This window comes from Pseudomonas sp. P4_C8, assembly GCF_056401975.1.
In genome coordinates this window covers 18,270-29,714 of record NZ_JBFUIH010000012.1, presented here as the reverse complement: position 1 = coordinate 29,714, position 11,445 = coordinate 18,270, and the positions used below count along the sequence as shown (strand labels likewise).

The 11,445-nt window shown below is 59.8% G+C and carries 13 protein-coding genes; 4 read left to right on the top strand and 9 right to left on the bottom strand.

From position 1 onward, the window contains the following. Positions 1-40 precede the first annotated feature (40 nt). Positions 41-739: a hypothetical protein gene (locus AC1DWM_RS09825; protein WP_477795108.1), complete on the bottom strand. Its 699-nt coding sequence runs from the start codon at positions 737-739 to the stop codon at positions 41-43. A gap of 293 nt (positions 740-1,032) precedes the next feature. Here AC1DWM_RS09825 and AC1DWM_RS09820 point away from each other — a divergent pair, with 293 nt between their 5' ends. The 4 genes from AC1DWM_RS09820 to AC1DWM_RS09805 all read left to right on the top strand — a co-directional run bounded on the left by AC1DWM_RS09820 (position 1,033) and on the right by AC1DWM_RS09805 (position 4,886). Beyond that, a complete protein-coding gene (locus AC1DWM_RS09820; protein WP_223519294.1) occupies positions 1,033-1,713 on the top strand; it encodes a response regulator in 681 nt (226 codons plus the stop codon). Beyond that, positions 1,710-3,035, top strand: a complete 1,326-nt coding sequence (locus AC1DWM_RS09815) for an ATP-binding protein (protein ID WP_477795107.1) — start codon at positions 1,710-1,712, stop codon at positions 3,033-3,035. Before AC1DWM_RS09820 ends, AC1DWM_RS09815 begins: the two co-directional genes overlap by 4 nt. Positions 3,036-3,165: 130 nt before the next feature. Next, positions 3,166-4,578: an aspartate aminotransferase family protein gene (locus tag AC1DWM_RS09810; RefSeq protein ID WP_223519298.1), complete on the top strand. Its 1,413-nt coding sequence runs from the start codon at positions 3,166-3,168 to the stop codon at positions 4,576-4,578. Between the two features lie 80 nt (positions 4,579-4,658). Next, the gene (locus tag AC1DWM_RS09805; protein ID WP_477795106.1) at positions 4,659-4,886 is read left to right on the top strand and encodes an MbtH family protein; all 228 of its coding nucleotides are present in this window, start codon (positions 4,659-4,661) and stop codon (positions 4,884-4,886) included. Between the two features lie 185 nt (positions 4,887-5,071). Here the strand turns inward: AC1DWM_RS09805 and AC1DWM_RS09800 are convergent, their stop codons facing one another. Genes AC1DWM_RS09800 through AC1DWM_RS09765 form a run of 8 tightly spaced genes read right to left on the bottom strand, consistent with a single transcriptional unit; the run spans position 5,072 to position 11,272 of the window. Beyond that, complete coding sequence (locus AC1DWM_RS09800; RefSeq protein ID WP_223519302.1) at positions 5,072-5,974, bottom strand: metal ABC transporter substrate-binding protein; 903 nt, start codon at positions 5,972-5,974, stop codon at positions 5,072-5,074. Next, positions 5,975-6,874, bottom strand: a complete 900-nt coding sequence (locus tag AC1DWM_RS09795) for a metal ABC transporter permease (protein WP_477795105.1) — start codon at positions 6,872-6,874, stop codon at positions 5,975-5,977. It lies immediately after the preceding gene. Then, positions 6,874-7,710, bottom strand: a complete 837-nt coding sequence (locus AC1DWM_RS09790) for a metal ABC transporter ATP-binding protein (RefSeq protein WP_477795104.1) — start codon at positions 7,708-7,710, stop codon at positions 6,874-6,876. Before AC1DWM_RS09790 ends, AC1DWM_RS09795 begins: the two co-directional genes overlap by 1 nt. Then, positions 7,707-8,624: a metal ABC transporter substrate-binding protein gene (locus AC1DWM_RS09785; RefSeq protein ID WP_477795103.1), complete on the bottom strand. Its 918-nt coding sequence runs from the start codon at positions 8,622-8,624 to the stop codon at positions 7,707-7,709. The genes AC1DWM_RS09790 and AC1DWM_RS09785 overlap by 4 nt, the downstream gene beginning before the upstream one ends. Before the next feature lie 35 nt (positions 8,625-8,659). Further along, positions 8,660-9,232 (bottom strand): DUF6162 family protein, encoded by a 573-nt coding sequence (locus AC1DWM_RS09780; RefSeq protein WP_477795102.1) that lies wholly within the window; start codon positions 9,230-9,232, stop codon positions 8,660-8,662. Beyond that, positions 9,229-9,558: a hypothetical protein gene (locus AC1DWM_RS09775; RefSeq protein ID WP_223519311.1), complete on the bottom strand. Its 330-nt coding sequence runs from the start codon at positions 9,556-9,558 to the stop codon at positions 9,229-9,231. The genes AC1DWM_RS09780 and AC1DWM_RS09775 overlap by 4 nt, the downstream gene beginning before the upstream one ends. After that, positions 9,555-10,097 (bottom strand): thiamine pyrophosphate-binding protein, encoded by a 543-nt coding sequence (locus AC1DWM_RS09770; protein ID WP_477795101.1) that lies wholly within the window; start codon positions 10,095-10,097, stop codon positions 9,555-9,557. Before AC1DWM_RS09770 ends, AC1DWM_RS09775 begins: the two co-directional genes overlap by 4 nt. Beyond that, complete coding sequence (locus AC1DWM_RS09765; RefSeq protein ID WP_223519315.1) at positions 10,094-11,272, bottom strand: PepSY-associated TM helix domain-containing protein; 1,179 nt, start codon at positions 11,270-11,272, stop codon at positions 10,094-10,096. Before AC1DWM_RS09765 ends, AC1DWM_RS09770 begins: the two co-directional genes overlap by 4 nt. Positions 11,273-11,445: the final 173 nt, after the last annotated feature.

Below are 11,445 nucleotides of genomic sequence, written 5' to 3'. Positions count from 1 at the left end.
GCGGCGATTAACCGATGATTAACCGCACGCCGGCGGATTCTCAGCCGCTTAGCAATCCCGGCCAATTCACATCATTGACCGCGTGCGGACCGGACTGCACGCTGTTAAGTTGCAGGTTATAGATGAGGTATTGGTTGTCAGTCAAAAAGATATAAAAGTAGTTGTCGGCAAAGGTTCGGTCTTTTTGTACACCTGTAATAACTCGATTGTTGAAACGATTCAGGCCATTCCAGGAGGTGGGGGAGATCGCTGGGTAGTTTAGAAGGCTCTTTTTGTAATCAAAGATAAAGTGGTTTCCGTCGCTCATGATGAATTTAAATACGAACGACTTGCCGGTCAAGTCCAGCCATGTCCCTGCGACGATACGATCGAAGTAAGGAAGTAATGGCGCCCATACGGTATCTTTTACAAATTTTGTATAACTGACTTTGTCGGTATCCTGATCATATTTGCAGACGGCAGGCATATCGTCTTCATAAAAGAACAACCACGAAACGTCCGAGTCGAATCCTGTGATTTCACCGGGCATGTCGGTCGTGGTGAAGCCAAAGCGCAGTTTTTTTGCGTAACTGTGAAAGCTATCCCATCGGTCTATCGTTATTTCGCGAGGATATCCTTTCGGGATCTCATTATCACCGGTGTTAAATCGAGAGTATTGATTGGTGTCTTTAAAAAAGAAGTGGATTGCGTCTGCTCCGGAGCGCCAGTCGACTGTGACGAAGTTTTTTAAAGTTGGCATATGCTGATTCCTTTCAATGGGTGGAAGACTTTTTGATTTTCTAAATGGAAAGTCTTCGATGTTTAAAATTTTGGTTGTTGAGGGTTTGCTGCGGGATGAAGCTTATCGTTTAACGAGTATTTGTTAGTGTATTTTTTTCAAGTTGTTTGTTTCGCTTTGCAACTAAACGATATTAAAAATACTTTCAAGGAAGTCGATATTAGAAATCAATACTGTTCGTCAGTCGTTACGCTTGCCATAATTGCGCCTTAATCCTCACCTGTTTGACTCGCGTTTTTGCTCATGGAGCGCCCATGCACGTACTGGTTTGTGAAGACGATGAGCTGATTGCCAGCGGCATTGTTGCCGGGCTTACCGCACAGGGCCTGACGGTGGAGCACGTCGCGACCGCGTCGTCGGCACGAGCGATGCTTAAGGTCGCTGAATTTGACGTCATGGTGCTCGACCTCGGTCTTCCCGACGAGGACGGCCTGAAGCTGTTGCAGCAGCTGCGTCACAACGGTCTGGAGATTCCGGTGTTGATTCTCACCGCGCGCGATTCCGTGACGGATCGCGTCGATGGCTTGCAAGCCGGCGCGGATGATTACCTGCTCAAACCGTTCGATCTGCGTGAGCTTGCCGCACGCCTGCACACGTTGCTGCGCCGGGTAGCCGGGCGCAGCGTCAACCTGATCGAACATGGTGCCCTGACGTACGACCCAAGCAGCCGCGAAACCCTGCTCGGTGGACAACCGGTGGACCTGTCGCGGCGTGAGCAGGCGTTGTTGCAGGCGTTGCTGCATAACCGCGGTCGCGTGCTCTCCACCGAACAACTCAAGGACAGCGTCTACGGTTTCAACGACGAACTGGAAAGCAACGCCCTCAACGTTCACATCCATCACCTGCGGCGTAAACTCGGTAACGGCATCGTCGAAACCGTGCGCGGCCTGGGCTATCGCCTGGGCCCTGCTGATGGCGGAGAACACTCAAAGTGATGAGCCTGCGTTTGCGCCTGAGCCTGACCCTGGGCGCCGCTTTTGCCTTGATCTGGGCTCTGGCGGCGGCCTGGATGCTCAGCGACCTGCGTAATCAAATGATGTTTTCCCTCGACCAGCGGCTGGTGGCGTCAGCGCGGATGGTCGCCGGATTGCTGGAGCAATTGCCGGCACTGCCGAGCAAAGGCGAGGGCACGCATTTCAGCGCGGAGCAATTGAACATTCCCGGCGGCATGGCCTGTCAGGTCAGTTCGTTGCGTGGGGAAATTCTCGCCCGCAGTCACAGTGACCCCGAGCAAAAACTGGAAGCCGAGAAAATGGGCTTCCACGATCAGATGATCGACGGCGCGCCATGGCGCAGCTTTACGCTGGCGCGGGGCGATCTACGCATCACCACCGCCGACCGGCAAATCGAGCGCGAGGCGCTGAACATGTCGATCCTGCTGGCGGCGTCGGTGCCGGTCGGCGTGGCGTTGCTCGGTTGCCTGTGCCTGCTGTGGCTGGGCATCGGCCAAGGCTTGGCACCACTCAACCGAATGCGCGATGCGCTGATGCGGCGCAGCGCCGATTCCCTCGAACCGTTGCAGATCCAGCCGCTGCCCAGCGAGCTGCAACCGTTGCTGGACACCCAGAACCAGCTGCTCCAGCGGATCGGCAAGACCATCGAGCGTGAGCGGCGTCTGACCGGTGATGCGGCGCACGAACTGCGCAGCCCGCTGACCGCGATCAAGACCCACCTGCAAGTGGCGCGAATGACCGATGGCACGGCACGGGATCAGTCCCTGGCCCGGGCCGAAGAGGGCGCCGACCGTATGCACCGGACCCTTGAACAACTGCTGTTGCTGGCGCGGGTCGAGGGCAGCCTGTCGTTCGATGACGGCGTACAGTGCAGCGCTGAGCAAGTGGCGAAACTGGCAATTCAGGACGCCGCCAGCGGGGATCGACAGCGAATCAAACTGCAAATGCCGAGCAAATTCTCCAATGCGCCGGTGCAAATGCCCGCCGTGTTGTCGATTGCAGCATTACGCAACCTGCTCGACAACGCCCTGCGCCACACGCCGGGCGATGGGGCCGTGGAATTGAGCCTGGAAACCACCGGCAATCGTGCGCGTTTTCTGGTGCGCGACCATGGGCCGGGGATTGCCGAAGAAGATTTGCAAAACCTGACCCAACGCTTCTGGCGCAATGGCCAGAGCACCGGTTGCGGGTTGGGACTGGCGATTGTTCAGGCGATTGTCCAGCGTTGCGGCTGCACGTTGCGTTTTGACAGTCAGCCAGACGGGTTGCGGGTTGAGCTGACCATGCCATTGCAAACCCTCTGACCCGCACCTGTAGGAGCTATGCAGTGGCGGGGCTTCATGCCTTTCCCATGCACAAAGCGTTGTCGAAAGTGTAAATCCTTGAGCCCCTGATGCGTTTCCAGAACAGGAAACCTTATTGAGGGGTCGAGAGATGTCAGTCGCTACCAGCCTTATCGAAGATCAGCCGGCCCGGATTGTCCCGGCGCCTGCCGAGTCGCTTTATCAATTCAACGAATCGCCGCTGCTGGCCCGTCAAAACCAGCAGGAATCCAATGCCCGCAGCTACCCGCGGCGCATTCCCCTGGCACTGAAACGCGCCAAGGGCATTTATGTGGAAGACGTCGAAGGTCGCCATTTCATCGATTGCCTGGCCGGTGCCGGCACGCTGGCGCTAGGGCATAACCACCCGGTGGTGATCGAAGCGATCCAGCAAGTGTTGAGCGATGAACTGCCGCTGCACACCCTCGACCTGACCACGCCGGTCAAAGACCAATTTGTGCAGGACCTGTTTGGCTTGCTGCCGGCAGCCTTGGCTGCCGAGGCGAAGATCCAGTTCTGTGGCCCCACCGGCACCGACGCGGTGGAAGCCGCGCTGAAACTGGTGCGCACCGCCACCGGACGCAGCACCGTGTTGTCGTTCCAGGGCGGTTATCACGGCATGAGCCAGGGCGCATTGAGCCTGATGGGCAGCCTGGGGCCGAAAAAGCCGCTGGGCGCCTTGCTCAGCGGCGGCGTGCAGTTCATGCCGTACCCCTACGATTACCGCTGCCCGTTCGGCCTTGGTGGTGCGCAAGGCGTGAAGGTCAACCTCAGTTATCTGGAAAACCTGCTGAATGACCCTGAGGCCGGCGTGCAATTGCCTGCCGCTGTGATTGTTGAAGTGGTGCAGGGCGAAGGCGGGGTGATCCCGGCTGATCTGGACTGGCTGCGTGGCGTGCGTCGTATCACCGAAAAGGCTGGCGTGGCGCTGATCGTCGATGAAATCCAGAGCGGGTTTGCCCGCACCGGCAAGATGTTCGCCTTCGAGCACGCCGGCATCATCCCGGACGTGGTGGTGATGTCCAAAGCCATCGGTGGCAGCTTGCCGCTGGCGGTGGTGGTTTACCGCGACTGGCTCGACACTTGGCTGCCGGGCGCGCATGCCGGGACCTTCCGTGGCAATCAGATGGCCATGGCCGCAGGTTCCGCGGTGATGCGTTATCTGGTCGAACACAAGGTGTGTGAACACGCAACTGCCATGGGCGAACGCTTGAGCGAACACCTGCGCATCCTGCAGCGGGACTTCCCGCAATTGGGCGACATCCGGGGGCGCGGCTTGATGCTTGGCGTTGAACTGGTCGACCCGACCGGCGCGCCGGACGCTCAGGGCCATCCACCGATATTTGCGCGTCTGGCGCCGCTGGTGCAGCGCGAATGCCTCATGCGCGGGTTGATTCTTGAGCTGGGCGGGCGTCACGGCGGCGTGGTGCGGTTCCTGCCGCCGCTGGTGATCACTGCTACGGAAATCGATCAAGTGGCCGAGATTTTCGGCCGGGCCATGGCGGCCGCCACCGCCATTCTCTAAATTTTTTAGTCCCCTGAACGTTCTTTCTACATAACGGCTGCGCACGCCGCGCAGCCCACCCTACAGCGATGGAGAAATACATGACTTCAGTATTCGACCGCGAGGACATCCTCTTTCAGGTCGTGGTCAACCACGAAGAGCAATACTCGATCTGGCCTGATTACAAAGCCGTACCGGCCGGCTGGCACACGGTGGGCAAGAGCGGTTTGAAAAAGGAATGCCTGGCATACATCGAAGAGACCTGGACGGACATGCGTCCACTGAGTTTGCGTCGCAAGATGGAAGAGCAGGCGACATTGGCTCACTGATTGACCGCGCAAAAAGAAGCCCGCTGGACCGAGAAGGCCAGCGGGCTTTTTCGTGTCCAGACTTTGTGTTGCCTATCAGGTCGCCTTCGCTGGCAAGCCAGCTCCCACATCGGATTCAGGATGTGGCACAAATCCCCTGTAGGAGCTGGCTTGCCAGCGAAGAACGATAACGCGGTCCAATGGATTTACGCTCCGCTCAACCCCTTGATCACCAAATCCACATTCCCTTCCAGCTCCTCCACCGGATCCGCCGCATCCACACTCAACACCACCAACCGGCTACCTGCCTCGGCAATCACCGCTTTCACGGCGTCCGAAGGCTGCCGATGATGCAACACCACCGCTACATCGTTCTCCTTCAACATCGCGCCCAATTGCTTGAGCGCGTCGGGCGTCCATTCGGCATCCGGGCGCGCGTCGATCCCGATCAGCTCCAGATTGAGCCCGCCAATCAAATAGCCAAAGTGATCGCTGAGGCTCATCACACTGAGGTTGTCAGCACTGGCCAGTCGCGCTTCGCTGTCAGCGCTGAACTTGAGTAGTCGTTGCTTCAATGCAGCGAGGTTGGCCTCGATTTTGGGTTTGGCCTCCGGCGCCAAGCGCACCAGATCAGCGGCCATCACATCGGCCATCCGCCCCATGTTGTTGCTGGAGAACCACGGCTGACTGTTCAACCCGTCGACCTTGTTATCCGGCTGCACGGCGATGCCAGGCAGGGCTCCGTCCACCGGGCGGGCGGCGTCGACCTCTATAATGCGAATGTTACTGCGACGGGAGATCGGGTACAGCGGATCATCCGGCCACAGCGAACGCAGGCCGATCACGGCATCGGCGTCGGTCGCCAGTTTGGCCAGCGCCGGGGCACCACGGCCGGTGAAGTAGGCGGTTTGACGGCTGCCGGGCAGGTTCGCCGGTGCGGCACGTTCGAGGTTGACGTCGGTGCCTTTGAGCAAGACTTCGCCCAGCCCGTAAGTGATCGGCAAGGACGCCAGCACTCGCAGCGGTTTGGCGTTGTCTGCCGCAAAGGAAGTGTTGACCAGCCCACACAGGGCAACGGCCAGGGTCAGTTGACGCAGAGAAAAAGACATTTATCCGAGATTCCCTTTCAGGCTGGGGACGACACCGCGCGCGATTGCGGACAGGGCGAAGGCGATACCGGCCACCAGAATGATCGCGGCACCGGACGGAATCGGCAGATCAAAGACAATCGGCGCCAGAATCCCGCAAAGCGTGCTGACCGTGGCGATCAGCACCGAGCACCAGAAAAAGCCTTTCAGTGACTGACTGAGCAACCGCGCGGCTGCCGCTGGTATCACCAAAAGCGCGCCGACCAGAATCGCACCGATGACTTTCACCGCCGCCACGGTGATCAGCGTCACCAGAATCACAAACAGATAATCCAGGGTCTTCACCGCCACCCCACGCACCGCCGCCAGTTGCGGGTTGAAACTGGCCAGCACAATGCGGTTGTACAGCGGCAAGGCCAGCGCCATGACCAGCGAACCGACAATGGCCAATACCGCCAAGTCATTGCCGTTGACGGTCAACACCGAACCGAACAACACGTTTTCCAGAATATGCACGTTGATCTTGCCCGCCAGAATCAGCAGCAGGCTCGCGCCCAATGCCAGCGACACCGACAGGAACACACCGATCAATGTATCCGGCGCCAGGCCGGTGCGGTTGCGCAGGTAGTTGAGCAAAATGCCGAACAGCAGGCAGTAACCGAACAGGCTGCCGTAAGGCCCGGTGTAGGGTTCGCCGAGCAGAATGCCGATGGCCACGCCGGTCAGTGCCGCGTGACCCACCGCTTCGGAGAAAAACGCGAAGCGCTTGACCACCACCAACGTGCCCAACCCGCCCAGTACCGGGCCGATCAACAAGCCGGCGAGCAACGCGTTGACCACAAAACCATAGGCCAGCGCCTCGGGCAGGTAACCCGAAGTCGCCCAACCCTGAATCATCAAACGAAAGGCTTCATAACTCATCAGGCAGCGCTCCGTGGATGAGTGGAGAACAGGGTCAGCAAGCGTTCCGGGGTCAGTGCCTGTTTCGGCGTGGCATCGAACAACACCCGGCGATTGAGCCCGGTGACCCGATCCGCCAGACGTCCCACGGCTTCCAGATCGTGCTCGATCCACAGCACCGTGATGCCGCTGCGGCGCCAGTCGCCGAGCAGCCGTTCAAACACTTGAATACCGGCTTCATCCAGCGCCGACATTGGTTCGTCGAGTACCAGCAGTTGCGGTGCCGGGATCAGCCCTTGAGCCAGCAACACCCGTTGACGCTCGCCGCCGGACAGCGCACCTATACGCCGTTTGCGTTTGTCCTGCATGCCGACCCGTTCCAGCGCTTCGCCTATCGCGGCGGCGTAGTGCTTGCTCAAACCGAGAAATGCCGGACGGCGCTGACACATGGCGGCCATGAAATCGTCGACGGTCATTGGCAAACCGCGATCAAACTCCAGCGCTTGCGGCACGTAGCCGATGGTTCCGGGATCGCCCGGCCACTGCAGGCTCAGGCGACCCTGATGCGGCATTTGCCCCAGCAAGGTTTTGATCAGCGAACTTTTGCCGCCACCGTTGGGGCCGACCAGCGCATGCACGCTGCCGGGCTGGACCTGAAAAGTGACGTTGTCGAGGATCGTTGTGCGGCCGAGGGTCAGGCTGACGTCGGCGAAATCCAGCGTCGGCCCCGATACTTGTGGGAGCGAGCCTGCTCGCGAATGCGGTGTGTCATTTAACGATGATGTTGACTGACTGGACGCCTTCGCGAGCAGGCTCGCTCCCACAGGGGATTCGCTGAGTGTTTCTTTGGCGGTCATTGGCCCGACTCCTGTATCGCCCGGACCACGGTGTTGAGATTGCCGGTCATTTCTTTTTCGTACTTGTCGGCGGTGTATTCGCCGTAGGAAATGTGTGACAGCGGATACAGTTTCACCCCGGATTCACGCTGGATGGTGTCGACATAGGTGGAGGGGAAATCCATCTCTGAAAAAATCACTTTCACGTCCAGCTCGCGCAGTTGGTCGATGGTTTTTTTCAGCTGGCTCGGGCTCGGTTCGATGCCGTGGGCCGGTTCGACCACGGCGGTGACTTCGAGGCCGAACTCTCGCAGCAGGTAATCGTAAGCCGCGTGAACCGTGGCCACTCGCAGTTCGGCGTTTGGCGCCTGAGTCAGCTTCGCCAGGGCGTCGGCGCGCATCTGACGCAGACGCTTGCCGTAGGCGCGGGCGTTCTGGGTGTAGGTTTTGGCATTGACCGGGTCGAGCTTGCTCAGCTCCCGGGCAATGTTGTTGACCTGGGCAATCGAGGCGCTGATCGACAGGAACGTATGCGGGTTCACCACCTTGCCGGCACCGCGTGCGGCAACCCCGGTGGCGGCGAGCAACGGCACGTTTTCGTTGGCTTCGATCACCAGGATGTTCGGCGTTTCGCTGGCGGCGATCATACGGTCGGCGAAGTCGTCATGGCCGACGCCATTGAGCACGATCACATCCAGCCCGCTGATGCGTTTAATGTCCTCGGCACGAGGTTCGTAGGCGTGCGGATTGAAACCGGCGGGAATCAGTGGCACGACGTCGGCCTTGTCGCCGACGATGTTGGCCACGTAGCTGTAATAAGGGTGCAGGGTGATGCCGATGCGCAAGCGCTTGGCTTCGTCGGCATGGGCCAGTGGGGTCAGCAGGCAGGCCAACAAACCGACCAACAGCGGGCGCAAGAAAGATGAAATAGGCATGGGAAAGCGTTCTTCTCTCGGGTGAAGGCGAGGGTTCAGTGCGGGTGCTGGCGGGTCACGCCGGCATCGAATTGCGCGACGATCTGCTGCCAGCCGGCGCTTTCGAGTGCAGCGTCCGCCAGATCAGTCGGGGCTTTGAGGTCGGCGGCGCGGTTGAGCCAGATGTCCGGTGCCTCGTCGCCAGCGGTAAGGCGCATCAAAAAAGAACCGGCTACAGCGGGCGTCTGGCTCTGGCCGAAGTACGCCTTGGCGTCGAGCAATTGCCATTTATGGGCGCCACGTCTGACGGAGCTGGCGTCCTGGGCGAACGGTGCAAAACCTTCATCGGCGAGGGTTGCAGGAGTTGGCAGGGTTTGCTGTTCCTGGCGCAGCAGGTGAATCTCGTCCAGCGTCACCCGCAGGTCGGCGTAGATACCTTGCTCGGAGGCGCTCAAGTCGCGGCGGGCATCCAGTTGATGGCTGCCCACGTTGCTCACTGCTTGAGACTCGTGGCGCCAGGCGACCACTGAGCCGGCCACCGCGAGAATCATCAGGCACAACAGCAGCACATAAAGGGTTTCATGGCCGGCACCGGCCGGGCGGACGATTTGAGTGGTTGGCGTACTCATGGAGTTTCGATGTCCGCTTGGTCGATCTCGACAACGTGGCCGGGGCCTGCGTCGAACAGCACGTAAAACTCAGCGCCGGGTTTCTTGAAAATCAGTGTGGAATCGGCGCCGAGCTTGCCCGGCACCAGAATGGTTTCGTCGTAACCGATCACGTCCAGGGTCACGCCCGGCGCACCGCTGCCGTCGGAGAATCCGCCGGTGCATTTGATCTGTTCGGCATCGATGGCTTTGCACTCGCACATCGGGTTGTGCGCCAGCGTGCTGGCGCTGAAGCCGGCGCAGAGCAGCAGCAATAAGGAGTGGAGCGGGCGAAAAACGTTGATCATGGTTTGCCTCCTTGTTGGTTCAGCCACGCGAGGGTGGCAGGCGATGCCTGACTCAGGGGCAGGGAGGCTTGGTGCATCGCGCCATCCCAGCCTTCCATGGTGATCCACAGTTCAGCGTCAGCCTTGGTCTTTTCCGGGATCGGCACCATGGCGCCCATGCGGTGCGGCGTGCCGAAGAAAATCACCCCGGCGGCACGCAGGCTGCGCGGTTTACCGATGCGCAGGTAAGTTGCCTTGACCTGTTCACGACAGCGCTCGCACAGCGCGGCGGTGAAGCTCTTCATGTGGCCGGCCGGCCCGTCGAGCGTGGGTGCCTCATTGCGCAGCTCGGCCAGACGCAGGCTCCACGGACCGACCTGAACCTCTCCGATTTCTCGCTCACCCAGCCCGGTGTCGCCGCGAAACAGCGCCGCATCAGCGAAGTACTTGGGCATGAACCCCAGCGGCACCAACAACAGCAGCACGTTGAGGTGGAAGCGCCATTTGAGCCAGAAGCGGCGCAGTGTCGAGCCCGGTGTTTGTTTGGCGCGCGGGCTCATTGGCTGACCTCCGTGGTGGCTTGCACCCGTGGCTGTTTATGGCTGCGTTTGAGGGCATTGGCCGTGGCGAGGGCGGTGCGTTTGGTCCAGATCAGCAAGCCGCTGAGGACCATCATGCTCAGGATCAATCCGAAGAAGAACCAGATCAGCTTGATCCAGATCCCGCCGAAATCACCGGTGTGCAATGGACGCATGGACTCGGTCACCAGCTCCAGGCCGGAGCGGTCCGACAGCAGGCGCGTGGCGGCAACGTCACCGGTGTACGGGTTGATGTCGGCGGTCTGGTACATCAGCGGATACCAACTGCGCCCGCCTACCGAGAGGTAGCTGTAGGCATTGGCGGGCAGGCTGACGAAGCTGTCTTCCAGGCCGGGAATGCGTTCCTTGGCCTGGGCAATCGCGGTTTCGAGGCTGATCGTCGGTGCTGGTGAGCCATCGGTGGTCACCGGCACACTTTCACGCGGAACCACCTGTGCCACCGGCGCGGTGGAAATCGAGACCTGGTTATCGAACATGAACGCCTGTATCAGGAACCAGGTGCTGGTGATGGAAATCACCGCAATGAACCAGATCGACCAGATGCCACTGAGGCGATGAAAGTCGCCCCAGAAAATCCGTGCGCCGTGACGAATGCGCAGGGTCGGTCGGAAGAAGCCTTTCCAGAATTTTTTGTAGACCACCAGTCCGGTGACCAACGAGGCCAGCAACGGCAGGCTCAGGAAGGACACCAAATACCAGCCCCAGCTGTAACCGTTGGTGAACGGCACCAGCCACCAGCCGTGCAGCGCGCGGGTAAAGGCCTTGAAATCGAAGGCCGGGGCGGTGCCCTGAATGACGCCGCTGTACGGGTTGACGTACACCGTCACCGAGCGACCGTCGGGGTAGCTGACGCTAACGTCGAGGGCGAAGTGGGATTCGTCGGGGCGGCTGATGGACTCGACCAGCGTATCGGGTTCGGCCTGTTTGATCGCCGCGATGATCTGGTCATAGCTGAGCAGCGGCGCATCGTCCGATGGCTGGCTGGCGCGCATTTGCGGGTTGGCCAGCCAGACGATTTCCTGACTGATCACCGCCAGCGTGCCGGTAACGCAGACAATCAGCACGAAAAACCAGATCGGTAACGCCAGCCAGCTATGGACCAGAAACCAGAGTTTTGAGCGGGATTTCTTCGACATGATTGAAGGTCTTGTATCGATGAGAGGGCCTCTGCTGCGGGCTTCCCAGCGTTGAGGTCCATGAAAAGGCCGGCGATGGCTGTGCGTGCGCACGCCGACTGCATCTCTATAAGACGGATGAGGATCGGAAATCCCGAAGGGGGAGATGAAAGTAAATGTTTCTTATTGGCGGG